This is a genomic window from Streptomyces scabichelini (assembly GCF_011045015.1).
GTDB classification, from domain to species: domain Bacteria; phylum Actinomycetota; class Actinomycetes; order Streptomycetales; family Streptomycetaceae; genus Streptomyces; species Streptomyces scabichelini.
On the sequence record NZ_JAAKZY010000020.1, the window covers coordinates 54,949 to 78,424 of the forward strand.

22 protein-coding genes and 2 pseudogenes are annotated in these 23,476 nt (G+C 68.6%); 12 read left to right on the forward strand and 12 right to left on the reverse strand.

The window, feature by feature from the left end:
- Positions 1-22 precede the first annotated feature (22 nt).
- Entirely contained in the window at positions 23-1,294 is a 1,272-nt protein-coding gene (locus G5C60_RS09135) for an ABC transporter substrate-binding protein (protein WP_165256605.1), read from the forward strand.
- Positions 1,295-1,567: 273 nt separating this feature from the next.
- Entirely contained in the window at positions 1,568-4,582 is a 3,015-nt protein-coding gene (locus G5C60_RS09140; protein ID WP_241266617.1) for an alpha-L-rhamnosidase, read from the forward strand.
- 48 nt (positions 4,583-4,630) lie between these two features.
- On the opposite strand, the gene G5C60_RS09145 is transcribed toward G5C60_RS09140, so the two are convergent.
- Entirely contained in the window at positions 4,631-5,053 is a 423-nt protein-coding gene (locus G5C60_RS09145) for a winged helix-turn-helix transcriptional regulator (protein WP_165256609.1), read from the reverse strand.
- Positions 5,054-5,208: 155 nt separating this feature from the next.
- On the opposite strand from G5C60_RS09145, the gene G5C60_RS09150 reads away from it, so the two are divergent.
- Positions 5,209-6,150 carry an alpha/beta hydrolase family protein gene (locus G5C60_RS09150; RefSeq protein WP_165256611.1) on the forward strand — a complete coding sequence of 314 codons (942 nt, stop codon included), beginning with the start codon at positions 5,209-5,211 and terminating at the stop codon, positions 6,148-6,150.
- A 243-nt stretch (positions 6,151-6,393) separates the two neighbouring features.
- Here G5C60_RS09150 and rox read toward each other — a convergent pair whose 3' ends face one another.
- The 4 genes from rox to G5C60_RS09170 form a co-directional block, all read right to left on the reverse strand.
- Complete coding sequence (rox, locus tag G5C60_RS09155; RefSeq protein ID WP_165256613.1) at positions 6,394-7,821, reverse strand: rifampin monooxygenase; 1,428 nt, start codon at positions 7,819-7,821, stop codon at positions 6,394-6,396.
- A 261-nt stretch (positions 7,822-8,082) separates the two neighbouring features.
- Positions 8,083-10,428 carry a glycoside hydrolase family 65 protein gene (locus tag G5C60_RS09160; RefSeq protein WP_165256615.1) on the reverse strand — a complete coding sequence of 782 codons (2,346 nt, stop codon included), beginning with the start codon at positions 10,426-10,428 and terminating at the stop codon, positions 8,083-8,085.
- Positions 10,425-11,165: an HAD family hydrolase gene (locus tag G5C60_RS09165; protein ID WP_165256617.1), complete on the reverse strand. Its 741-nt coding sequence runs from the start codon at positions 11,163-11,165 to the stop codon at positions 10,425-10,427. Before G5C60_RS09165 ends, G5C60_RS09160 begins: the two co-directional genes overlap by 4 nt.
- A 68-nt stretch (positions 11,166-11,233) precedes the next feature.
- The gene (locus G5C60_RS09170; RefSeq protein WP_165256619.1) at positions 11,234-11,683 is read right to left on the reverse strand and encodes a DUF6098 family protein; all 450 of its coding nucleotides are present in this window, start codon (positions 11,681-11,683) and stop codon (positions 11,234-11,236) included.
- Positions 11,684-12,023: 340 nt separating this feature from the next.
- Here G5C60_RS09170 and trhA point away from each other — a divergent pair, with 340 nt between their 5' ends.
- Positions 12,024-12,683: a PAQR family membrane homeostasis protein TrhA gene (gene trhA, locus G5C60_RS09175; protein WP_338145749.1), complete on the forward strand. Its 660-nt coding sequence runs from the start codon at positions 12,024-12,026 to the stop codon at positions 12,681-12,683.
- Between the two features lie 579 nt (positions 12,684-13,262).
- Here trhA and G5C60_RS51685 read toward each other — a convergent pair.
- The 4 genes from G5C60_RS51685 to G5C60_RS09190 form a co-directional block, all read right to left on the reverse strand.
- Positions 13,263-13,661, reverse strand: coding sequence for a hypothetical protein (locus G5C60_RS51685; protein ID WP_241266618.1), 399 nt, complete (start codon positions 13,659-13,661; stop codon positions 13,263-13,265).
- A gap of 315 nt (positions 13,662-13,976) precedes the next feature.
- Positions 13,977-14,570, reverse strand: coding sequence for an IS110 family transposase (locus G5C60_RS54010; RefSeq protein WP_420907354.1), 594 nt, complete (start codon positions 14,568-14,570; stop codon positions 13,977-13,979).
- Between the two features lie 577 nt (positions 14,571-15,147).
- Complete coding sequence (locus tag G5C60_RS54015; RefSeq protein WP_420907355.1) at positions 15,148-15,681, reverse strand: hypothetical protein; 534 nt, start codon at positions 15,679-15,681, stop codon at positions 15,148-15,150.
- A gap of 20 nt (positions 15,682-15,701) precedes the next feature.
- The gene (locus G5C60_RS09190; protein WP_165256623.1) at positions 15,702-15,989 is read right to left on the reverse strand and encodes a hypothetical protein; all 288 of its coding nucleotides are present in this window, start codon (positions 15,987-15,989) and stop codon (positions 15,702-15,704) included.
- Here G5C60_RS09190 and G5C60_RS54425 point away from each other — a divergent pair.
- The 5 genes and pseudogenes from G5C60_RS54425 to G5C60_RS53585 form a co-directional block, all read left to right on the forward strand.
- Positions 15,958-16,125 (forward strand): annotated as a pseudogene (locus tag G5C60_RS54425) (IS21-like element helper ATPase IstB); the annotation flags it as partial. The gene G5C60_RS09190 and the pseudogene G5C60_RS54425 overlap by 32 nt on opposite strands.
- A 109-nt stretch (positions 16,126-16,234) precedes the next feature.
- Positions 16,235-16,726, forward strand: coding sequence for a VOC family protein (locus tag G5C60_RS09195; protein ID WP_165256625.1), 492 nt, complete (start codon positions 16,235-16,237; stop codon positions 16,724-16,726).
- The gene (locus G5C60_RS09200) at positions 16,723-17,076 is read left to right on the forward strand and encodes a YciI family protein (protein WP_165256627.1); all 354 of its coding nucleotides are present in this window, start codon (positions 16,723-16,725) and stop codon (positions 17,074-17,076) included. Before G5C60_RS09195 ends, G5C60_RS09200 begins: the two co-directional genes overlap by 4 nt.
- A 7-nt stretch (positions 17,077-17,083) precedes the next feature.
- A complete protein-coding gene (locus G5C60_RS53580) occupies positions 17,084-17,743 on the forward strand; it encodes a sigma factor (RefSeq protein WP_338145750.1) in 660 nt (219 codons plus the stop codon).
- Positions 17,682-18,341 (forward strand): DUF6596 domain-containing protein, encoded by a 660-nt coding sequence (locus G5C60_RS53585; protein WP_338145751.1) that lies wholly within the window; start codon positions 17,682-17,684, stop codon positions 18,339-18,341. Before G5C60_RS53580 ends, G5C60_RS53585 begins: the two co-directional genes overlap by 62 nt.
- A gap of 38 nt (positions 18,342-18,379) precedes the next feature.
- Here the strand turns inward: G5C60_RS53585 and G5C60_RS54020 are convergent.
- A pseudogene (locus G5C60_RS54020) lies at positions 18,380-18,846 on the reverse strand (transposase); the annotation flags it as partial.
- Between the two features lie 22 nt (positions 18,847-18,868).
- Between G5C60_RS54020 and G5C60_RS09215 the strand changes: the two are divergent.
- Complete coding sequence (locus G5C60_RS09215) at positions 18,869-19,051, forward strand: hypothetical protein (RefSeq protein WP_165256629.1); 183 nt, start codon at positions 18,869-18,871, stop codon at positions 19,049-19,051.
- 48 nt (positions 19,052-19,099) lie between these two features.
- On the opposite strand, the gene G5C60_RS09220 is transcribed toward G5C60_RS09215, so the two are convergent.
- On the reverse strand, positions 19,100-19,726 hold the full coding sequence (locus G5C60_RS09220) for a VOC family protein (RefSeq protein ID WP_165256631.1): 627 nt from the start codon (positions 19,724-19,726) through the stop codon (positions 19,100-19,102).
- 489 nt (positions 19,727-20,215) lie between these two features.
- On the opposite strand from G5C60_RS09220, the gene G5C60_RS09225 reads away from it, so the two are divergent.
- A complete protein-coding gene (locus G5C60_RS09225) occupies positions 20,216-20,815 on the forward strand; it encodes a GPP34 family phosphoprotein (RefSeq protein WP_165256633.1) in 600 nt (199 codons plus the stop codon).
- A gap of 966 nt (positions 20,816-21,781) precedes the next feature.
- On the opposite strand, the gene G5C60_RS51695 is transcribed toward G5C60_RS09225, so the two are convergent.
- A complete protein-coding gene (locus G5C60_RS51695) occupies positions 21,782-21,928 on the reverse strand; it encodes a hypothetical protein (protein WP_241266619.1) in 147 nt (48 codons plus the stop codon).
- A gap of 336 nt (positions 21,929-22,264) precedes the next feature.
- Here G5C60_RS51695 and G5C60_RS09235 point away from each other — a divergent pair.
- Positions 22,265-23,476 (forward strand): DUF418 domain-containing protein (locus G5C60_RS09235; RefSeq protein ID WP_165256637.1); only part of this gene is annotated, 1,212 nt, incomplete at its 3' end.

The following is a 23,476-nucleotide window of genomic DNA, read 5'->3' on the forward strand; positions in this document are numbered from 1 at the left end:
ACTTCTCCTCAAGGGAGACATCATGAAAACGCGCACCACTGCTCTGATCGCCGCGACGACAGCCGCCACCCTCCTGGCCTCCCTGGCCGCCTGCAGCGGCGGCACCAAGGCGGGCTCCGGCGACGGCGGCTCCAAGACCCTGACGCTCGCCTCGGTCGACCAGGGCTCGATCGAGGACGTCGTCAAGGCCTTCGAGAAGGCCAACCCGGGCATCAAGGTCCGCTACACCACCAGCGGCGCCGACCAATACCAGCAGCAGATCCGCACCCAACTGTCCTCGGGTACCGCACCTGACGTGATGTCGGTCTGGCCCGGCAACGGCAACCCTGGTGCCACCTACGTCCTGGCCGAACCGGGGTACCTGCGGGACCTCTCGGACCAGCCCTGGGCCGCCAAGTTGCCTGAGGCCATCAAGAGCGTGGCCCAGTATCAGGGGAAGACCTACAACGCCGTCTTCGGGCAGAACGGCATCGGCGCGGTCTACAACCAGCAGGCCCTGGACAAGGCCGGCCTCACCCCGCCGGACACCTGGACGAAGCTGCTCGCCTTCTGCCGGGCCGCAAAGGCCAAGGGCACTCCCGCCTTCGCGCTGGGCAACCAGGACAACTGGGTCACCCAGCTCGTCCTGTACGCGCTGGTCGCCACGACCGTCTACGGCCCTGACCGCGACTTCGACCAGAAGATGCAGGCGGGACAGGCCACGTTCGCGCAGTCGCCCTGGACCGCGGCCCTGGACAAGTACCTGACGATGGAGAAGACCGGCTGCTTCCAGAAGAACCCTCTGGGCACCAACTACGAGACCAGCCAGCAACTTGCGGCCACGGGCAAGACGCTCGGCATCGTCCAGGGCAACTGGGTCATCGCCCTCCTCCAGCAGAAGAACCCCAAGGGCACGTTCACGCTCAAGGCCCTCCCTGCCACCGACGACCCGTCCGAGACCATCGTCCCGGCCGCGGCGGGCGCCGGTTACGGGATCAACGCCAAGGCGAAGAACGAAGAGCTGGCGCTGAAGTTCGTGAACTTCGTGATGTCGCCCGAGGGCATGAACCTGTTCGTCAAAAAGCAAGGCGGCCTGCCCTCCCTCCCCGACACGGGCCATGAGGTCGACCCGTCGCTCACCGAACTCTCCACGTTCATCACGGCGGACCGCACGGTTCCGTTCATGGACCAGCGCTGGCCCAACGCCAAGGTGCAGCAGACCATGCTCAGCGGCCTCCAGGAGATCTTCAGCGGGCAGTCCACGCCCGAAAAGCTTTTGGAGGAAATGGACGCCGACTACAGGGCCGGCTCCTGATGCTGCCTTGTCGCCCACTGACAGCGGGCGACGAGGAAGAAGCGAATTGATCCAAAGTCTCGTTCGGGCCTCACCTCGGCTGCCGAACGGCCCCCACAGACGGAAGGCATGACGGTGACACACAGGGAAGTCCACCAACCGGACGGAAGGAATCCGAATGGTGTCCGGCGCAGAACCGTACTCGCCGCAACGGCTGGGGCCGTCCCCGTCGTGGCCGGCGGAGGAATCGGCAGTGCGGCTCAGGCAGTACCGATGCGCGGCACCGGGGGAGGCATGGTGACAGGACTGACCGTAGAACACCGAACGGAGCCGCTCGGAGTCGACACCGCCCGCCCGCGCTTCGGGTGGCGCACAGAGTCGGCCGTACGTGGGCGGGCCCAAGGGGCATACCGGATCCTGGTCGCCAGTGCCCCCGAGAAGTTGCACGCCTCGCGCGCGGACCTGTGGGACAGCGGCCGGGTCAGCTCGGCACGTTCGGTGGCCGTCACCTATGAGGGCAAGCAACTGCGGCCATCCACCTCGTACTTCTGGTCCGTGACCGTCTGGGACACCAGAGGCCGGGTCATCGGCACCGCCCCCGCGGCCTCCTTCGAGACCAGCCTGCTCAGCGCGGACGGTGTCGCCGGATGGGACGGCGCCCAGTGGATCGGCATGAAGGGCAAGGCACCCAACACACCCGGCGCTCCCATGCTGCGCAGGCAGGTGCCTCTGCGCACGGCCCTCTCCGCGGAGGGCCGCACCCGGGTCCGTACGGCCCGCTTGTACATCTCCGCACTCGGCGTCTACGACGCGTACATCAACGGTCGGCGCGTCACCGTGCCGCAGGACGGTAGCTCCACCGTCGAACTGCTCACCCCCGGCTGGACGAACTACGACACGACCGTCAACTACCTCACCTACGACGTCACGGAGCTCGTGGCGGACAAGCCGGCCGTCACCTTCGGGGCAGTGCTGGGCAACGGCTGGTACAACGGCCGTATCTCCAGCCCCAGCACCTACTACTCCGCTGACGGCAACTCCCTCGCTCTGAAGGCGAAACTGCTGATCCAGTACACGGACGGCACGTCACAGACCGTCGTCACGGCGCCCGACGACGGCTGGAAGGCCACCGATACCGGCCCCTACCGGGCTGACGACATCTACGACGGTCAGACCTACGACGCCCGCAGAGAACTGGCGGGCTGGGCGTCGAGCGGCTTCGACGACACGGCGTGGTCCGATGTCGAGAGAGTCGGCTTCGCGGAGAAGTTCCCGGCCTCGAAGCTGGTCGCCTATCCGGGGGAGACCGCGCGGGTGATCCCCAAGTGGGACCGCCGACCGCGGGCGGTCACCGTCTACAACCGCATCGAGGGCCAGGCGACGAGCGCCAACGGCAAGGGCCGCGTCGTCCCTGATCCCACCCGCACCATCAGCGCCCCCGCCGAGGCCGCCCGTGCCACGGTGACCCTGCGTACCGGAGACACGGCCGTCTTCGACCTGGGGCAGAACATGGTCGGCGTACCCCGCTACTCCTTGCGCGGCCCGGCCGGCGCACAAGTCGTCCTCAAGTTCGGCGAGATGCTCAACGACGACAGTGCCGGAGCCGACGGACCCGAGGGATCCCTCTACCGGGCCAACCTCCGCAGCGCCAAGGCCACGAGCACCTACATACTCAAGGGCGACCCGGGCGGCGAGACGCATCAGGACTCACTGACCTTCTACGGCTTCCGCTACGTGGCGGTGGAAGTCACCACGCCCGACTCCGAAATCACCATCACCGGCCTGACCGGCCGCGTCGCCACCTCAGCAATCCACGACATCGGCGACATCACCACCGACGATCCCGGGATCAACCAGCTCATCAGCAACATTCGCTGGGGCCAGCGGGGCAACTACCTGTGGATTCCCACCGACTGCCCCCAGCGGGACGAACGCCTGGGATGGACCGGAGACACCCAGCTCTTCTCCGCGACCGGCCTCTACAACTCCGACGCGGTCACCTTCCTCAGCCACTTCCAGGACACCCTGATCGAGTCCCAGAAGACCTACGGCCGGGACGCAGCCCAGTTCACCGCCGTGGCCCCCGGAAACAAGTACCGCATCTCGGCACCGATGAGCGGCTGGTCGGACGTCGGCGTCATCGTGCCATGGACGGTCTGGCAGATGAGCGGAGACCGCACCATCATCGACCACAGCTGGCCGGCGATGACGACGTACATGGACTGGATCCACCAGCAGACCGGCGACACATACGCCGGTCAGGGTGCCATCTTCGGCGACTGGCTGGCACCGCAGAAGACCAGCGCCCAGCTCATGAGCGACGTCTACTACGGCTACAGCGCCCAGCTCATGGCCCACATGGCCCGAGCCACCGGCCGGGCTTCGGATGCCGAGAAGTACAACAAACTGTTCGACAACATCAAACGAGCCTTCATCACCACATACCTGAGCACCGAGGGCGGCCGGCTCGCGGTGAAGTCCAGCCTGGGCGAGGCCTCCCCGATCGAACCGGGTGCGGATCCCGACGAGAAGACCGAGGACAACAGCCAGACCGCCCTGCTGTGGGTGCTGAAGCTCGGCTTCTACGAAACGCAGGCCCAGCGCCGAGCCCTCGTCGGTCTGCTGGCGGACAACATCGGCAACGATCCGGCCTACAAGGCGGCGCACCCGGACAGCACCCGGGTCAAGTACGCCGAGAACACGCTCTCGGTCGGCTTCCTCGGCGTCAACGTCCTCGCCCCCGTCCTCACGGAGGAGAGCCGGGCGGACCTGGCGTACAAGCTGCTGCACCAGAACGCGATGCCGTCCTGGCTCTACTCGGTGGAGAACGGTGCCACCACTGTCTGGGAGCGCTGGAATTCGTACTCCGAGGCCGACGGCTTCGGACCGGTCAGCATGAACTCCTTCAACCACTACGCGTACGGCGCGATCATGGAGTGGATGTACGCGTACATGGCCGGCATCGCCCGCGACCCGGACAGCCCCGGCTTCCAGCACTTCCTCCTGCAACCCCACATCGATCCCACCGGCCGGATCAAGCACGTCGTGGGTACGCACGAGTCGCCGTACGGCGAGATCAAGAGCGAGTGGAGGGTGACCGATGGAGGCAGAACGCTTGTGTACGAAGCGGTCGTGCCCATGAGCAGTGGAGCGACCCTGCGCCTTCCGGCGGTCTCCGCCGGGGCCGTCCGCGAGGGACGAACCCCGTTGGCACAGGTGGAGGGTGTGCGCCTTCTCGGCCATGCGGACGGTATCGCTTCGTACCTGTTGCCATCCGGTCGATACCGTCTGACGAGCACGCTTCGCTGACGCTCGAGATCGCCGACCCACCCCGGCGTGAGGCTACGGCGGTACCCGTCACCGAATGTCGTGGTCGGGGTGGGTCCGGTCGTACTGGTGCCGTGCCCCGGCAATGACGGCGCGATGGGTGAGAGACCAGTCGGCGAGTGCTTTGAGCAGGTGGGTCAGGCTGGCCCCGGTCTCGGTCAGGCGGTAGTCGACCTGGGCCGGGACGGTCGGGTACACGGTGCGGAGGACGAGTCCGTCGCGTTCCAGCCTGCGCACGGTGAGGGTGAGCATGCGCTGGGAGATGCCGTCGACCGCGCGTTGCAGTTCACGGAATCGGCGCGGTCCACTGGCGAGCTCAACGATCACGAGTACCGACCACTTGTCCCCGATGCGGTCCAGGACATCGCGCATCCCGCAGTCCGGGCGATCTTCGTGCCCACCGGGATCACGGTCGGCGGGTGCGGCGGTTACCTCCGTGTGCGTGGGTGACATCAAACTGCCTTCTTGTGGCTGGTACTTGGGCGGGTCAGGATCAACCGTGGTTACCGAAGAGAACCACAACGGAAGACTACGACTGACCTGCCCCGCGCGGCATCCCGCCGCACGTGAAGCCGTGCCACCGGCTCGCAAGAAGAAGAGAGCTTTCCATGATCGCATCAGACGTGGCGACGACGGACGTCGTCACCAGTGCCACTCCAATCGTCTCGGTGAAGCCGTTGGTGCTGGAAGCACCGGGCCGTGGTGAGGACCTGCAGGTGAGGGTCTCGGCGCCGACGACCGGGAGTGAACTGCCGATCATCCTCTTCTCGCACGGATTCGGCTCGTCACTGGACGCCTATGGTCCCTTGGCCGACTTCTGGGCTGCCCACGGCTTCATGGTGATTCAGCCCACCCACCTCGACTCCAGGACGGTGGGCCTTCCCCAGGACGATCCACGCACCCCGCGGCTCTGGCGTTTCCGCGTCGAGGACATGAAGCGCATCCTCGACGAGCTTGATCTCCTGGAAGCTGCCGTTCCCGGTCTCACCGGTCGCCTCGACCGAAGCCGCATCGCCGCGGCCGGCCACTCCTTCGGCGGCCAGACAGCGGGCAATCTGCTGGGCCTGCGCGTCCTCGATCCGGTGAGCAAGACGGAGGAGGACCTGTCCGACTCGCGGATCAAAGCGGGCGTGCTGTTCGCCACGGCCGGACAGGGCGGAGCCGACCTGACACCGTTCGCAGCCGAGCACTTCCCGTTCATGAACCCGAACTTCACCTACATGAGCACGCCGGCCCTCGTCGTCGCCGGCGACAAGGACGACTCCCCGCTGTCCGTCAGGGGACCGGAGTGGCTTACCGACCCGTACTCCCTGAGCCCGGGTGACAAGAGCCTGCTCACTCTGTTCGGGGCGGAACACTCGCTCGGCGGGATCGCCGGCTACGAGGTCAAGGAGACAACGGACGAAAATCCCGATCGCGTCGCCCTCATCCAACGGCTCACATGGGCCTATCTTCGCCATGCACTCGGCATTGAGGGTTCAAGCTGGGCGGCAGCGCAGAAGGCTTTGTCGGAGAGCACGGCCCCCATGGGGCGGATCGAATCCAAGTGACTCCAAGTGAATCCAAGTGTGTTGGGCTGGTTCGACGCGTCGCCGGCAGATGAGGCTGCAGGCGAGGGAAGTGAAGCGCCGTGGAGTGCGGTGCGGAACGCGTCGGCCCGTCGGCCACGGCGGTCGCCCGCGCCCACGCCAAGCGGCCATGAGCACACCACGGCATTCCTCGGCCCGGATCGTCGCCCCGATGTCGCGCAGCACGTCACCCCCAGCCCACCCTTTCGGGCCGCGACTGCGCGTTCAGTCGACGGCTGCCCCGAACCACCTTGGCATCCGGCTGAGCAGATCTGCCTGGTCTTCGCCGGCCCAGGCCACGTGACCGTCCGGCCGCAGCAGCACAGCGGGTGCGTCCAGTTCCTCGCTGCCGTCGACGACGTGGTCGACCCGGTCTGTCCAGCCCGCCACCGAGAGCCGGCCGGTCTGGTCGAGGAGCAGTCCGCGGCCGCCGTGCATCAGCTCGTAGAGGCGACCCTGCTTCAGCTTCACGTCCCGCAGTCGCCGGCCGAGCAGTTCGTGGCCCTCGCCGAAGTCGTAGCGGACGCTGATCGCGGTGATCTTCTCGATCAGGTACCGGTGCACGTCCTCGAAGTCCATCAGTTCCGACACCAGCCGGCGCACCGCCTGGGAGCCCGGATCGGTGGACACCAGCACCGTCTGCGCGCGGGTGTTGTCCAGTACGTCGGCGGCCACCGGGCGCCGTTCGGTCTCGTAGCTGTCGAGGAGCCCCTCCGGTGCCCAGCCGCTCACCTCGGCGGCCAGTTTCCAGCCGAGGTTGAACGCGTCCTGGATGCCGAGGTTGAGGCCCTGTCCGCCCAGCGGCGGGTGGACATGCGCCGCGTCGCCGGCAAGGAGCACCCGGCCGACACGGTACTTCTCGGCCAGCCGGGTGGCGTCGCCGAAGCGGGACAGCCAGCGCGGCGAGTGCACGCCGAAGTCGGTGCCGGCGTACACCCGCAGCTGCTGCTGGAACTCCTCCAGGGTCGGCGGGACCGAGCGGTCCTCGGCCACCCCCTCGGCGGGCACGACGACGCGGTACACCCCGTCCCCGAGGGGCCCGAGGCCGAACCGCAGCTGGGTCTTGCGGACGTCCGCGACGATGGCGGCAATCGTCTCCTGGTCCTCGGTCACCTCCATCTCGCCCAGCAGTGTCTCGGCCTTGGAGGGCTCGCCGGGGAAGCCGACCGCCAGCAGCTTGCGCACCGTGCTGCGGCCACCGTCGCAGCCGACGAGGTAGCGCGAGCGCAGCCGAGTGCCGTCGGAGAGCTCGACGGTCACCCCGTCGTCGTCCTGGCTCAGCCCGACCAGTTCGCAGCCGCGCCGGATCTCGGTGCCGAGTTCGGTGGCGTGCTCGGTCAGCAGGCGCTCGGTGAGGGTCTGCGGGATGCCGAGGACGTACGGATGCGCGGTGTCCAGCCGGACCGGCGCAGACTTGGGGATGCCGGCGAAGAAGCCACCGGCCGGGTACTGCTTGCCGAGCGCGAGGAACCGCTCCAGCAGACCGCGCTGGTCCATCACCTCGATGCTGCGCGCGTGCAGGCCGAGCGCGCGGACCACCCTGGTCGGCTCGGCCTCCTTCTCCAGCACGAGCGCCTGCACGCCGTGCAGCCGCAACTCGCCGGCCAGCATCAAGCCGGTCGGTCCGCCGCCGACAATGATCACGTCAATCATGAAACCCCCCATTGAACGAGATTGATCTCCGGCCGGCCGCTCCGCGCAGTCCGGCGACGCGAACGCACGCTTCGCGTCCCGCGAGACTCATACGTCGATGAGGCACACGTACTTCGCGAAGCCCTGATTCGCGCAGGTTTCTGGCTTCGGCCGGAGATTCTGCAGCACGACCAGGGTCTTGCCGCAAGGCCCCCACTGCGCTATACGTTGAGAGTGGCAAGGAGTGGGTAACCTCCTTGCCTTTGCTTTTTGCCGTCCCCCTCAGTGGTGGGCGTTCGGCCTGCGATGGGGTGGCTGGTCCGGTGCCGGGCGGGGCTTCACGGGTGGGGTCTCCCGGCTGCGCGGTTCGTCCGGGACGAGGGTGAGCGGCTCGCCGTAGTGGCCGATGGTCAGCGGGGAACCGGTCAGCAACGTGTACGTGACCGCTGTCGCGTGCACCTCCACCCTCAGGCACCGGTCCTGCACCTGGAGGTTGAAGGCGAGCCGGCGCAGCTTCTCCGGCAGCCGGGGCGTGAATTCGAGCGTGCCCGCACTGCGGCGCATGCCGCCGAATCCGGTGACCAGGGCCGTCCACGTCCCGGCGAGGGAGGCGATGTGCAGCCCGTCGCGGGTGTTGTTCTCCAGGTCGTCCAGATCCATCAGCGCCGCCTCCATCAAGTAGTCGTAGGCGAGGCCGAGATGACCGGTGCGGGCCGCGATGACCGCCTGGACGCAGGCCGACAGGGACGAGTCGCGGACGGTGAGCGGCTCGTAGTAGGCGAAGTTGCGGGCCTGGTGCTCTTCGTCGAAGCAGTCCGTGCACGTGTACATCGCGAGCACCAGGTCCGCCTGCTTGACCACCTGCTTGCGGTAGAGGTCGAAATAGGGAAAGTGCAGCATCAGCGGGTACTGGTCGGGCCGGGTAGCCGCGAAGTTCCAGTGCTGGTGGCGGGTGAAGCCGGTGTGCTGTTCGTGCACACCGAGATCGGCGTTGTACGGGATGTGGACGGCCTCGGCGGCGTCCCGCCAGGCGGCACTCTCCTCGTCGTCGACACCGAGCGCGGCGGCCTGCTCGGGGTGGTGCTCGATGATGTCGGCAGCCGCGAGCAGGTTCCGCCGGGCCATGAGGTTGGTGTACGTGTTGTCGTCGGCGATCGCGCTGTACTCGTCGGGGCCGGTCACGCCGTCGATATGGAACGCTCCGTGCGCGTCATGGTGTCCCAGCGACCTCCACAACCGGGCCGTCTCGACGAGCAGTTCGACCGCGCTGTCGCGGGCGAACTGCTCGTCGCCGGTCATGGAGACGTAGCGCACCACGGCATCGGCGATGCCGGCGTTGACGTGGAAGGCGGCGGTGCCGGCGGGCCAGTACGCGGAGCCCTCCGAGCCGTCGATCGTGCGCCAGGGGAACGCCGCGCCCTGAAGGCCCAGTTGGGCCGCCCGCTCCCGCGCGGCGGGCAGGGTCGCGTGGCGCCAGCGCAGCGCCTCGGCCACGGCATTCGGCGCGGTGTACGTCAGCAGGGGCAGAACGAACATCTCCGTGTCCCAGAAGGCATGCCCGTCGTATCCGGAGCCGGTCAGCCCCTTCGCCGGAATCGCACGCCGTTCCGCCCGCGCGCCGGCCTGCAGGACGTGGAAGAGGGCGAAACGGACAGCCTGCTGGACTTCTTCGTCGCCGTCGACCTCGACGTCCGAGTGACCCCAGAAGGCGTCCAGATAGGCCCGCTGATCGTCCACGAGCCCCGACCAGCCGGTGTCGGTCGCGGCCGCCAGCGCAGCGTCCACCTGATCGCTGACGGCGGGCAGGGACCGCATGCTCGACCAGCCGTAGGCCACGAACTTCTCCAGGCGCAGCCGCTGGCCGGGGTCGAGAGCGGAGGTGACGGTGAGCCGGGCGACGTCGTCGCCGGACTCGCTGCTCATCCGGGTCCGGTCGGGCCCGCCGACCGTGTGGTCCGCGGCGACGGCCACTCGCAGCCCGCTGCGCCGGGTGCGGTGCACAAGTCGCAGACGCCTGCCTGTCGCGAGGTGGTCCTCTGCCGCGAGCGGCGACTCGAGCACTGCCGCGGCGCGGGGATCCTTCGCCGACGTCGGCAGCTGCTCGTTCGCGACGAGTTCCGACTGGACCACGACGCGGACCGGGCTGTCGACGGCCTCGACCTCGAAGGCGACGGCGGCCATCGCCCGCTGAGTGAAGGACACCAGCCGGGTGGAGCGCACCCGTACGGTGCGGCCGGCCGGTGAGGTCCACTCGCAGGTGCGGCGCAGCACACCCGCGCGCAGATCCAGCACCCGCTCGTGGGACAGCAGCCGCCCGTAGCGCAGGTCGAAGGGCTCGTCGTCCACCAACAGACGGATGACCTTTCCGTTGGTCACGTTGATGACGGTCTGACCCGACTCCGGGTAGCCGTAGCCGGCCTCCGCATAGGGCAGCGGGTGGGTCTCGTGGACACCGTTGAGATAGGAGCCGGGCAGTCCGTGCGGTTCCCCTTCGTCGAGGTTGCCGCGCCAGCCGACATGGCCGTTGGACAGCGCGAACACCGATTCGCTCTGCGGCAGTACGTCGAGATTCAGGACGTTCTCGCGCAGGCACCACGGCTCCACTCCATAGGACGCGTGAGTGATCATGCCGCACCCCCCAGTTCCGAGAGGTCCTCGACGACCCGGTCCGCGCCGTGGGCGCGCAGCGCGTCGGCCTGACCGACGCGGTCCACACCGACGACGTGGCCGAAGTGACCGGAGCGCCCCGCGTCCATGCCGGCCAGTGCGTCCTCGAACACCGCGGCCTGCGCCGGCTCGACGCCGAGGTCGCTCGCCGCGGCCAGGAAAGTATCGGGCCGAGGTTTGCCCGGCAGGTGCCGCTCGGCGGCGACGACGCCGTCGATCCGTACATCGAAGAGGGATTCCGCGCCGACCGCCCGCAGCACGTCGCGGCAGTTGGCGCTGGAGGAGACCACGGCGGTGCGCAGGCCGTGGGCCCGTACGGCCTCGATGTAGCGCAAGGTGCCCTCGTACGCCTCGACACCACCGGTACGGATCTTCTCCAGCAGGAGGTCGTTCTTGCGGTTGCCCAGTCCGTGGACCGTCGGCCGGTCCGGGGGATCGTCGGATCGGCCCTCGGGCAGCTCGATGCCACGGGAGGCGAGGAAGGAACGTACGCCGTCGGCTCGCGGCCTTCCGTCCACGTACTCGTCGTACTCCTCGACCGGATCGAACGGACGGAAACCCTCTCCCTCCCGCCGGCGCAGGAACTCGTCGAAGGCCTCCTTCCAGGCAGCCGCATGGACGACGGCCGTCTTGGTGATGACTCCGTCCAGGTCGAACAGGCAGGCCCGGATTTCGTCCGGCAGACCGAGCTTTGTCATACAGGAAGCCTTCCCGGTGAGGCACCGATCACAAGGTTGCGTGTACGAGGTCGTTTCTTGATCGCAGGTCAGTCACTTGTGCGCCGCAGCGGCCCCCACGCGCTGTCCTGCCGGGCGACCGCGGCGTCAGCCTCCTCGATCATCTTCGGGTCGATCCACCCCATCGGCTCGACGTCCTGAACCAGCGGCTCGTTGTCGGGCCCGCGGCCCTTCTCGCGGCCGAGCAGCACCCAGGGGCGTACTCCGCGGCCCTTCTCACGCGGCAGATACGAGTAGTCGTGCAGACGGCGTGCCACCCACAGCTCGACGGGCCGGTCGTCCCACCACGGCTCGACGTCGAGAGGATTGGCGGACAGCCCCGGCATGTCCGTGCCCGTCAGATCGTCTCTGCTCTTCGCCTCGCCGAGGTCCGTCTCGGGGCCGCGGGACCAGCGCACGTACAGGCCCTGGTGCCGTTCGACCAGACGGGCGATGTCCTGCAGTGTGCGCAGGACCGGCAGATTGCCCGAGGTGTTCATGCGCGTGGTCACTCCTTGCCATCGGCTCTCCCGGCCGTCGGCCCGGCGGCCGGCCCATCGCCCTGAGGGCGTGTCGCATGTCTCCCTCACCGCGCCCCGCTCCGTACATCCAGACGTCCCGCGGACGAGGTACCCGTGATCGGTGGGTGGAATCCGACCGGGCCGAACCTGCTTCCTGCGGCGTCGAAAGCCCGCTACGCCACGCTTGGCAGGAAGCCGCTCCGGGCCGAGAACGGCCTGCATGACCGGCATCATGCCGGGGCAGCACTGAACACGGACCCTGCCGTATGCGCGGCTACGGCACGGCACAGATGGTCGGAGGCATCGGGACGGGTGGGAAGTGTCGGTCGGTGAACTGATCGAGGAGGCCAAGCCGCGGCTGCGCGGCTGGCTGCACGCCGGAATGGCCCCTCTGGTGCTCGCCGCGGGCATCGTCCTGGTCGCCCTGGCGCCCGCGGGCGAGGCGCGGGCCGCTGCCGCGGTCTACGCCGGATGCGGCCTGCTGCTGTTCGCGACCAGCGGGGTCTTCCACCGCGGTGTCTGGTCGCCGCGCGTGTACGAGACGCTGCGGCGCGCCGATCATTCGAACGTGTACCTGTTGATCGCCGGGACGTACACACCGATCGCCGTGCTGGGCCTGACAGGTACCGTTCGCACGGTCCTGCTGTGGGAGGTCTGGATCGGCGCCGGCGTGGGCATCCTTTTCCGCTGTCTGTGGCCCTATGCGCCCCGCGTTCTGTACACGGCGCTTTACATCCTCCTGGGCTGGTCACTCGCGCCCGTGTTCGGTCCGCTGGTGCGGCATGCGGGTGTGGCGGTGTTCCTGCTGACCCTGGCCGGCGGAATCCTGTACACGGCGGGCGGGATCGTCTACGGCCTGCGCCGCCCCGATCCCTGGCCGGCCTGGTTCGGGTTCCATGAGATCTTCCACGCCTTCACCATCGCCGCGTGGATCTGCCAGTACGTGGCGATCAGTCTGCTCACCTACCGGCTGCTGTAACGCCTCGAACGGTGGAGGTTGTGCTCCGGCTCACACGCTGTGCGGGAGCGGGCCCGGAACAACCGGGAGGGGTGCACCGTTCTCATCTACGTGGCTGCGGAGGGGACAGTGTCCCCGGGCCTCACCCATAGCCCACAGGGACGATCGTTCGGCTGAAGCCCTGTGGAGCCTTTCGCCGAGAGGCGACCGCCCTCCGCACGCCACCGCACACGCCCCGGCTGGTCTCCCCCGTCCAGCCGGGGCTTTCACGTGTCATGCCGCTCAGCCTCGGGTCGGGAGTCGACCCTGGCCGGCGAACGCAAGGTCACCATGAAGGTCGCCGTGAACGACCAACACGTAGAAACTCGTGGTGGATACATTGCCCCTTCCGCGAGTTCGAGCGGCGCAACCGCTTCGTCGACGACTGTGCTTTCGCAGGGGCGAGCCCTGACCAGGTGGTGGTGTCCACCATCGCCCGGCGACCCGGGGCTCGAAGTGGTGTTCTTGGCCGATAGCCTGGCCATGGGCATCCGCGAACGACACCGCTTGAGGCGCCACCGGGGAACCAGGGGGTACGGATGAAGGACCCGCTTGCTCACATCAGCCAGCCACCCAGGACGTACTCCTCGGCCACTGCATGCAAGGCGCGCCCCGGCCTCCCGCCGTCACCGGCGCCCGCGGCCAACTCACCTCGCCTGAAAGGGAAGTGCTGCTCCATATCGCCATCGCCGCGGAGCTGACCAACGCGGAGATCGCGGCGGCTCGGGGCGCAACGGCGTTCGGAGCGGCTTCCCAGGCAGTGACCACGGCGTCGGCCAAGGCGGTGTGCACGTCGTTGATGAGCGTGGTGACCAGGTCGCGCCGGGTCGCGAAACAGCCGTGGATGACGTTGGCGGTCATGCCCATCTCTCGCGCGATGGCCCGCAGTGTGATGGCGTCCGGCCTACTCGAGGCCATCAAGGCCATCAAGGCCATCAAGGCCATCAAGGCCAGTGCCACGCTCTTGATTTCGGCCGTGGTCTCGGCCCGAAGCCGCTCGCGCCCTCCCCTGCGTTGCTTCCGTGGCGTCCCACGTCTGCATGCACAGGGGAGCCCCATGTACATCGGAGTCATCGGAGCCACGGGGGCCATCGGCAGCCGATCGACAGCCGGGTCGTCGCCGAGACCCTCGACCGCGGTCACCAAGTCAGGACGTTTGGTCAGGCGCGCGGCACCGTCTCTGCGCAGCGAGCCGGAGTCTGATAACCGCTCAGCAGGACGAGCGGCCCAAGGCCAGTCAATACAAGGCGCGTTCCAGTGCTGGGAACACGCTGCTCAGCGTGGAGCGCGGGCGGTTGATGGCGCGGGTGCGGTAACAGACCACGTCCGCACGGCGACGCGTGAACAGCTCGAGCTCGACGGTGGACTCGAGCTCGAGGGGACTCGTCGCCGGACCGCATCGGGTTCCTGCCGGATGCAGGCCTGTTCGGCGATGACCAGAGCGTCGCGGGCGTCGGTCTTTGCCTCTCTGCGATAGCCCTCGCCGGCTCGATTGACCATGCTGCCGGGGATAGAACAGAGGACTTCTTGCTTGTAGTTGACCAGGAGCGCCAGGTGCAAGGCGCAGCTGGAGGGATTCCGGCTCTCCGCTGAGGACTTGACCAGGGAGCACAGTCGCTCTGACCTTGTCGATGGCCAGGAAGGGGTGAGGCCTTGCCGCTGTCGATTCCGGCCCAGACCCGGCTCATGGCGCTCCAGACGTTGTGGGCGCGACCTGTGCCACGGGCGACCTGGCCGGCATGGGCCTTCACAGCGATGCACAGTGAAACACAGCGATCCGTCACAGCGATCCGTTCGCGCTTCCCGCATCTGCGGTCGGGCCATCGTGGGTTGCCGGGCGGCCTGGCCACTCCAGCAACCGGGCGGCATTCGGATTGCGGCTATTCGCTCGATAAGACGATCTCGGCGCGAAATGTGTCAAAGAGACGTGCATGGTGGCTTCATGAACACCAAACAGATAGCACCCAAGAAGTCCGTTTCCCGACGACTCGCGGCCTGCGCCGCCCTGGCCTTTGCTCTCGCGGCAGCGCCGACGACAGCGGCCTCCGCTGCAGCCGCGGCACACACGCCTCACGCCGCGGCAAAGGCCACGGCTGCCCAGTCGAGCCCGACCGGCGGCCACGATGGCCACGGGCACAGCTGCGTCCTCATCCTCCTCGTCTGCGGTTAGCCGGCTAAAACACGGCGCTTGGAGGATTGCCCGTGCCAACAGGGGGATCGATTCCGCTGCCTGTCTCGCCGCCGAATCGTCCCCCTGTTGGAGTGACAGCCCCACCCTCGGGCACACTGACGCAGTCCACACGGCACCCTGGCCGTTCCCGTGCGCCCCGCAACCGAGACTTCCACAGCCGCCCGGCAGGGCACACCTGCCAGGGCATCCCCACCAGCCGGACGGCCGAGTTCCCGCCGACGGCGTGACGATGTCGGAACAACTGGTCAGAGGGCGTCACCGAGGGCAGCGCCCTGGTGTCCGGCGACAGACGCGACAGCTCCCACTCGTGTTCCATTCGTGTTCCACTCGTGCAGGAACGTCACCTCCCCCGACCGCTGTCCGGTGGCCTGTGGCGGCGAGGAGACAGCCACCGGCTCGCCCTCGGTCTGAGCGGCCTTGCGGGCCTCCAAGTCGACCGCGTCCGCGGTCAGGGTCCTGACCGCAGAGCGGAGACCAGGCCGGCGACCAGGTTCTCGCGGGGTCGCGGGGGATGTGCCGGCCCGGCGACAGCACCTCGATCAGTGCCTGAGTTCTTTCGGCGTCGCTGTGTGCCTTGACCGCCGCTGCCCACCAGGCATCGTGGACCGGGGTGAACTTGCCTGCGGAGCGGGCCTGTTTCGAGTGCGGTCGAGCCAGGGAAGGCGCCCGGCTCGCGGCTTCGGGGTAGCGGTCCGGCTCCAGGCGGCAGCCGTCCTTCGGGATCAGCCGCTCGCGCCGCACGACTTCCCCGTCTTTGTCGTAAACCATCAGGTGAGAGGCGTACGGCATCACCCTGACCCGCTTGCCGATCAACCGGACCGGCACCGAGTAGCGGTCGTGCGGACCGCGATGCGGCTGTAGCGGTCGACCCACGGCGTGAACACCCGTCCGGTCTCGAACGGCTCCTTCGGCAGCAACAGGGGCCTCTCGACCTCGAAGTACTCGTCGACCGTCCGCCCGCCGGGAACCGATTCGGCGTCGGCTGTCGTGCCGCTCCCACTGCCCGACCAGCACTGGTCTGTCTCCACCCTCACGTAGGACAGGCAGAAGGAGAACAGGCAGCAGGTGACCAGTTCGCCGACGAGGCGCACGCTCACGATCGTCCTGGTTGCCGCATGCCGCGCGCTGCCCGTCATCCGCGGCCGGTTCCCGGACCTGGCCGGCCGGGCATCCCGCGAGCAGATGTCCTACAAGGGCTTCCTCGCCGAGCTGCTGATGGCCGAGTGCGACGAACCGGGCACGCCGACTTGGCGCGCCTGTCATATCCGCCGGCCCGCCAGTCGTCTTCTTGGTAACAGGGCCGTCCGGCCCTGCCGAAGGAGCCCGAAAAGGGGACGAATCCATGTCACCGACAAACGTCCCTAAGGCGATCCCCGACACCTACCGCCGGGTCACCCCGTGCCTGGTCGTCCAGGGCGCCGCCAAGGCGCTCGAGTTCTACCGCGAGGTGTTCGGAGCCACAGAGCGGATGCGGTTCCCGGGGCCGGGAGGGACCATCGTGCACGCCGAGATCGAGATCGGGGACTCGGTCGTCATCGTCGAGGACGCCTCGCCCATGCTGGGAACCGAGGCCCCGCCCGCAGGCGGCCTGCCTGGCAGCCCGGCTTTCCTCTTCCTCTACGTCGAGGACGTGGACGCGGTCGTCGCACGCGCCGTGGAGCTGGGGGCGACGCTCAAGCGGGCGCCGGAGAATCAGTTCTACGGGGACCGGGACGGATCCATCGTCGACCCGTACGGGCACTGGTGGACGGTGGCCACGCATGTGGACGACGTGGCACCCGAGGAGATGGAGCGCCGGATGGCCGCCATGCTGGAACAGGGAGGCGCCTCATGAAGTACGTGCTGTTGTTCGTCGAGACCGAGGAGTTCGCCCGGGAGTTGGAGGCGATGGGCCCGGCCGAGCGTGCACGGGCGTTCGAGCGGGTCAACGAATGGTTCGCCGCCCACGCCGGCAAGATCACGGGCGGGCAGAAGCTGCGGACGCCGGAGACTGCGACGACCGTACGGCTGGAGGGCGGGGAGCCGGTCGTGGTCGACGGGCCCTTCGTCGAGGGCAAGGAGGTCGTCAGCGGATACTCCGAGATCGAGGTCGCCGATCCGGACGAGGCACTGCACATGGTGCGCACCTGGCCCGGCTGCCCGGTGGTCGAGATCCGCCCAGTAGAGACCAGCCCGCTGGAGTGAGAGCCACGTGACGGCGCCGTCGTACGAAGCGGCCGAATCCCACGACCGGCTGGCCCGCGTGGTCCGGGAGCACGCGGGCCGGCTGGCCGCCTCGCTGATACAGGTGACCGGTGACTTCTCCACCGCGGAGGACCTGGTGCAGGATGCCGTGCTGGTGGCGCTGAAGCACTGGCCGGTGGACGGCATCCCGGAGCGGCCCGATGCCTGGCTGTTCACGGTGGCCCGGCGGCGCGGGCTCGACCTGCTGCGGCGCCAGGAGAACTACCGGCACAAGCTGGCGCAGCTGCAGTGGCCGCCGGACCAGGGTGAGGTGTCGGAGCCGGACGGGCGGCTGCGACTGGTCTTCACCTGCTGCCATCCGGCGCTGGCACAGGAGGCGCAGATCGCCCTCACCCTGCGGGTGGTGTGCGGACTGACCACCGCACAGATCGCCCGCGCGTTCCTGGTGCGGGAGTCCACCGTGGCCAGGGGGGCACCTCCCGCTCGAGCGAAGCCGAGAGTGGGGGAGCATCACCCGCGCCAAGCAGAAGATCACCAAGGCGGGGATCCCGTACCGCGTTCCCGACTACGAGGAGCTGGGCAGCCGCCTGTCCCAGGTCCTCGCGGTGATCTACCTGCTGTTCAACGAGGGCTACCTGTCCACCGCCGAGCAGGCGCAGTCGCGTGACCTCGCCGACGACGCCGAGTGGATGGCCGCCCTGCTGCACCGGCTGATGCCGACCGAGCCCGAGGTGGCCGGTCTGCTGGCGCTGATCCGGCTGCACCGGGCCCGTGCGGCCGCCCGATTCACCCCCGAGGGCACGCTGGTCCGGCTCCAGGACCAGGACCGCTCACTGTGGGACCACGAAGCGATCACTGCGGCCGCAGCCCTGCTGGCGCGTGCCATCAGGCGGCAGCGCCCGGGCCCGTACCAGCTTCAGGCCGCCATCGTGGCCTGCCATGCGGAGGCCGCATGCTGGGAGGACACCGACTGGGAGCAGATCGTGCTGCTGTACGACATGCTGCTGCACCTCGCACCGTCCCCCGTCACCCGGCTGCACCGGGCCGTCGCCCTCCGCTACACGCAGGGACCGCGGGCCGCCCTGGCCGAAGTGGACGGCCTCGCGGCGGAGCTCGACCGCTACTACCTCTTCCACGCCACCCGTGCCGACCTGCTACGCGCGCTGGACGACCCCGACCAGGCGCGCGCCGAGGACCGGCTCGCACTCGACCTGACCGCCAACCCCGCCGAACGCACCCTGCTCCAGGAACGTGCCGCCTCTTGACCGAGTCTTTGGTCCGCTGATTTGCGTTCGATCCCGGGTCAGGTTCCGCACCGGCTCGGGGTCGCTTCGCCGGTGAGGCGTCGGGTCATCAGATCGACCACGGCCAGGTGGATCATGGGATCATGGCTTCGGAGCGATGCGGATGCGCCTCGTAGTCGCGGGCGAGCCTGCGGTGCTGTATGAGTCGGCGGCTACTCCGCTCGATGGTCCACCGTCGTGGAATCACCGTGAACTCCTGGGTGCGCGACGGGCGTTGGACGGAGTGGACGTCATGCCGGGGCGGGCGCCGTGGTCGATGGCGGTGGTGCCGTAGTCGGCGTCAGCCGGCGTCCACCCACGCTTTGCGGATCCGGGGATGGGCTGCGGCGATGCGGGACAGCAGGTGGACGCCGGCTGCGGTGTCTCCGACGCGTGCGGCGGTGACCAGGACGGTCAGCAGCAGACCGCGCGTGTCGCAGCCCAGGTGGCGCTTGCGTCCGATGATCCGTTTCCCGGCGTCGGTGCCCTGGTCCGCGAGGTGCACGTTGGTGGAGCAGGCCGGTGAGTGCTCTTGCTGGATCCGGACCAGGTTCCCCTACGGGGTCGCGGAAGGCGCGGTTGCGCACCCCGTACGGCTGCTCGGTCAGCTTCTGCACCACCTCGACCCGCCGGTCACCACCTTCCCCAAAGTGCCGTTGGAGTCGGCGGTGGCCCGCAGCATTGAACCGTAGGTCCCCTGGCCATCATCTCCGCGATGGTGTGTATCTGCGTCACCCGGCTCACAGCGATGCGGTCTCGGATGCGGTTGCCCATGTGAACCCGTCCGGGTCGGTGAATGGCCCGGCATCGCTGCCGATCGTGAGCCGGTGCGATCCGGTGCCGTCGGGAGAGACGCCGGCGACCTTGGCCAGGCCTCGGCGCTTGTACAGCGCCAGTTTGACGGAACCCGACCCGGTGTCGAACTCGACGTACTTGCTGCCAAAGCTCTTCGCCACGGCGAGGCCGTGGTCGACGTAGAACCGCTTGCTCTCGGCCATGTCCGCGACTCCCAGCAGGAGCACGATGTCGTCGATCTGCCGGGAGGCCGGGCCGGTGTCCTTCTTCGACGACGATGCGACCTGCCAGATCGTGCCGTCCGGGGCCTGTACGACGCCCCCGTAGCCCCAAAGTGACTTGGCGGCGGGCTTCAGTGTCGCGGCGCCGGCGCCCACGGCGGCGTCGACGAGGGCGTTGACGTTGGCCGGCTGGGACACCACGAGCGACAGCGTGAACCCGCGGAAGCCGGTTGTCGGTGCCTCCGAGGTCCGCAGGCGTATCTGACCGCCCAGGCCGAAGGCAGTGGTGTAGAAGTGGTTGGCGGCGGTGGGATCGGCCACCTCGAGGGTGACGGATTCGATGGAAGTCATGACCACGACGCTAGCTGCGGCTCCGAGACTTGCGCTTCTCGATTCCTGACCAGAATGAAGACCAGCAGAGCCCTCGGGTCGCCGACCACCGTGATGCGTAGGCTCCGCGAGCGCGACGAGGCCACCGTGATCGTCTTCTGGTCCTCGCCGCTTCGGTTGGTACAGCGGCTGTTGAGGCGGAAATGCCAACGCGCGCCTTCCTGCCGACGGCGTCGGCGACGCCCTGGACAACGCGCTGACAGCCTCCACCGATCCCGGAGCGGTTCCACGCACAAGGAGACCGGCGCCTGCGCCTGCGCTTATCGTGGGAGTTCGCTGTAGCAGAGCACGGTCCCCTCGCCCGCGGCGCGTCACGCCGAACACGTCGCATCCCCGGGAACCGGGTCCGCTCACGACCGCAGGCATCGGTCGCCCACCGACCGTTTCGGCCGGTCAAGGCGGTCGACGCCGCCCGAGGCGATCGCCCCTTCGGCAGACCTGGAGTCGCTCATGACCACCGCTCGGGACTTGTCGATCGCCGCCGCCGGCTCGGAAACGGACCCCGCCGTGGAACCGGGCGACCTGTCGCTCGCCCTGGCGGGCGCCGAACTGATCGACCTCATCGCCTCCCAGGCCGTCAGCCTCGACGGCGACCGGCTCGTGCCCGGCGCGCCGCCACGGACCGATGATCCCCTGCTGCTCGAAGCCGCATCGCTGCTCATCCTCCCCGCACCCCACGAAACCGTGGCGGACTGGCTGTGGCGCCGGGGCCGCGACCTGGCCGCGCGCTATCGAGCCGCGCTCGCGGCAGAAGGGCTGGTGGCACCCGCACGCCCTCACCGCAACCCGTTCCGCAGGACCCGTCCGGCGGCGGACTCCCCGGCCCTTCGCCAAGCCTCCGACCGCTGGGCAGCGCGCGAGCCCGTCCTCGCCGGTCTCGCAGCCGCGGCCGGCATCACAGACCTGCCGAGCGACACGCTCGCCGGCCTGACGGACGAGCAGGGTGCCGTGCTGGCCGGAGTTCACCAAGCCGTCACGGAACTGGCCGCCGTACGGCAACGCAGATCCATCGAAGCGGCAGCCTTTGACAACATCTGGCGAGGCGAGTGACGAGATCAGCGGGCTGCCCGGCCCGTCCCGTCACCGGCCAGCTCCTGGGTGCGGGTGACGAGGCGACCGCACCCCCGGTGCCGGGCGGACCGGACCGCTTCGTGTGAAGTCGGCACGCGGTTCTTCGCTCGACACCTGAGCTGATACTCCTGTTGTCCGCGACGCCCTGATCGGGTTCTCGTAACGGGCTGCGCAATCGAGCGCCCCGCGAGGGCCGCACCGCCGGGCAACGAGCAGCCCGGCTCATGAAGGGACATGCTCGCGATCATCGACCTCTACCGTCGTTTCGCCGAGGAGACGAACGGGACGATGCGCGCCGAACTGCGCAAGGTCTTTGTCGACGGCCGAGGGCACGCGGTAGCCCTGCACCGCTTCACGGTCCAACGCCAACGGCAAGCGCTTCGACGAGGACGGAACCATCGTCTTCCGGATAGTAAGGGGAGAAGGCCACCGACCTCGACGAGTGTGCCGAGGACATCGACAGGGTCAACGACTTCTGGATGTGACCGACGGCAAGACATCCGGGCCCGCCGCACCGAAGACCCCGCCGTCCCTCTGAGGAAGAGGAAGGAGAGAACGGGGGTCTTCGGTTCGTTCATATCCCTGGTCTTCGTGCTGGGCGGAGTTTGGGTGTGCGATTTGTTTCGGGTCGGCAGCCTCTGGGTGATTTGGTTGGTGTTCAGCCACACCCGCTACACCTTCTAGCGGGCCTGCGCACAAGGAAGCCGCCGGCCGCCAGGGGGAAGCCCGGCCGGTGCTGTCGGGGCCGTGAGCGCCGAGGCCCGGCTGTCCGGCTGATCCAGCTGATGGGTGAGGAGGACAGCTCAGCCGTCGGCCGGCGCCGGTTTCCTTGGCCAGCTGGGGGTGGCGCACCGCCTTTCACTCCTTCGTCGCCGCCGTGGGCCGGATCGTCCTCACGGGCCACCGAGGCCGGGCTGGAGCTGCGTCCGAGCGACGTCGACCAGATCATCCAGTTCTCCATGCCCTGGGTGATGAACCACCCCACTCGAAGTCGGACAAGGCGCGGCGCTGGCCGTCCTCGCGGGCGATCTGCTGAGCGAGCACCTGGCGGTCGATGTATGGGGCGACGGCGACGAGGACCAGACGCTGCATCTCGGCCGGGCTCGAGTGCTCCCATTGCACCGGGCGTTCGATGTCAAAGCCACAGCGACGGGCGAAGGCCTTCCACCGGGGATCACCGTGCTCGCCGTCGCGGTACAAACTACGGCGCCGAGCCTGCCAGGAGGGCCATTGCCAGGAGGGCCACCTCCTGCGGCCGCCCCACCAGTGTTCTGTAGGGCGCTGCGCGTGAGCGGGCAGGCAGAAGGCCCCGACTCCAAGAGGGGCAACTTTGGTCGCGGCCCCCCGCCCCGGCGTCATCCCTTGGTCGGCCGCCGCGCGACCACCGACCGATATCGGGACGTGTCAGGACCTTCTTAGCGTGGGTCCATGACAATCGCGAGCAAGGAGAAGCCGGTGCGGCGCGGGGGCGTACGGGCCGAGGAGCGGGCGCTCGCACCCGACCTCGCGCGCGGCTTCATGTTGTTGCTCATCGTCCTTTCCAACACGGCCTTCCATCTCTGGGCGGCGCGGGGCGGACCTTCGGGATGGCAGCCCGTGGACGGCTCGTGGTTCGACCACGCGGTGCAGTTCACCATGATCACCGTGCTGGACCTGCGGATCTATCCGCTCTTCGCGTTCCTCTTCGGCTACGGGATGATGCAGCTCTATCTGCGGCAGACGACCGCGGGCACCTCCGAGCGGGACACGGTCCGGATCCTGCGCAGGCGCAGTCTCTGGCTGATCGTCATCGGCCTGACGCACTCCGCTCTGCTGATGGCGGGCGACATCGTCGGCTACTACGGAGTGCTGAGCCTCATCCTCGGCCTCGTCTTCCTGCGTCGAAGCGAACGCGCACTGAAGTGGTGGATCTGGATCGGTGCCGCCCACCTGGTCCTCGTGTCGCTGCAGCCGGTCGTATCGGCGCTGCTCCAGGGAGAGTTGGGGTCCCTCGGGAACGCCGCCGACGCGGATGCGGGCTACGTGGCGTACGCCGCGCAGGAGAAGAGCTGGCTCGACGCGGCCGGCACCCGCGTGTCCACCGGCCTGTATGTCACCTCCGGCGGCCTGCTCGCGCTCGTCGGCGGCGGTTACGTCATCTTCCTGCTCGGTTTCTGGGCGGCACGCCGCCGTGTCCTGGAGGAACCCGGACTCCATCGGACCCTGCTGCGCCGCACGGCCGTCATCGGCATCACGGTCGGGTGGCTCGGCGCACTGCCCGCCGCGCTCGCCCACGTCGGGGCCCTGGACGTACCGGACGACGCGCAGAGCGAAACGGGGGCGCTCTACCTGCTCCGAGAACTCACGGGCAACGCCGCCGGACTCGGCTACGTCGCCGCCGTCGCCTTGTTCGCGCACTGGTGGACGAGCAGGAGAACCCGACGGGGTTCAGCAGCCGCGGCGGCGGTCTCGGCGGTCGGCAAGCGGTCCCTGTCCTGCTACCTCGCGCACTCGCTGCTTTTCGCCCCGGTGCTGGCCGCCTGGGGCCTCGGGCTGGGCGAACACCTGACCAGCGCGACCATGGCGCTCTTCGCGGTCGGCGTCTGGCTGATCACTGTGGCGGGGGCGTACGCCCTGGAGCGCGCCCCGCCCGCTCCAGGG

Coding starts and splice junctions, on each gene's coding strand:
- G5C60_RS09150 (WP_165256611.1), top strand. CDS start 5,209: ATGATCGCATCAGACGTGGCGACGACGGACGTCGTCACCAGTGCCACT.
- G5C60_RS09195 (WP_165256625.1), top strand. CDS start 16,235: ATGTCACCGACAAACGTCCCTAAGGCGATCCCCGACACCTACCGCCGG.
- G5C60_RS09165 (WP_165256617.1), bottom strand. CDS start 11,165: ATGACAAAGCTCGGTCTGCCGGACGAAATCCGGGCCTGCCTGTTCGAC.
- G5C60_RS09170 (WP_165256619.1), bottom strand. CDS start 11,683: ATGAACACCTCGGGCAATCTGCCGGTCCTGCGCACACTGCAGGACATC.
- G5C60_RS09140 (WP_241266617.1), top strand. CDS start 1,568: ATGGTGACAGGACTGACCGTAGAACACCGAACGGAGCCGCTCGGAGTC.
- G5C60_RS09135 (WP_165256605.1), top strand. CDS start 23: ATGAAAACGCGCACCACTGCTCTGATCGCCGCGACGACAGCCGCCACC.
- G5C60_RS09145 (WP_165256609.1), bottom strand. CDS start 5,053: ATGTCACCCACGCACACGGAGGTAACCGCCGCACCCGCCGACCGTGAT.
- G5C60_RS51695 (WP_241266619.1), bottom strand. CDS start 21,928: ATGCAGCGTCTGGTCCTCGTCGCCGTCGCCCCATACATCGACCGCCAG.
- G5C60_RS09225 (WP_165256633.1), top strand. CDS start 20,216: ATGACCACCGCTCGGGACTTGTCGATCGCCGCCGCCGGCTCGGAAACG.
- rox (WP_165256613.1), bottom strand. CDS start 7,821: ATGATTGACGTGATCATTGTCGGCGGCGGACCGACCGGCTTGATGCTG.
- G5C60_RS09160 (WP_165256615.1), bottom strand. CDS start 10,428: ATGATCACTCACGCGTCCTATGGAGTGGAGCCGTGGTGCCTGCGCGAG.
- G5C60_RS09200 (WP_165256627.1), top strand. CDS start 16,723: ATGAAGTACGTGCTGTTGTTCGTCGAGACCGAGGAGTTCGCCCGGGAG.
- G5C60_RS54010 (WP_420907354.1), bottom strand. CDS start 14,570: ATGCCGCCCGGTTGCTGGAGTGGCCAGGCCGCCCGGCAACCCACGATG.
- G5C60_RS09220 (WP_165256631.1), bottom strand. CDS start 19,726: ATGACTTCCATCGAATCCGTCACCCTCGAGGTGGCCGATCCCACCGCC.
- G5C60_RS54015 (WP_420907355.1), bottom strand. CDS start 15,681: ATGCCGTACGCCTCTCACCTGATGGTTTACGACAAAGACGGGGAAGTC.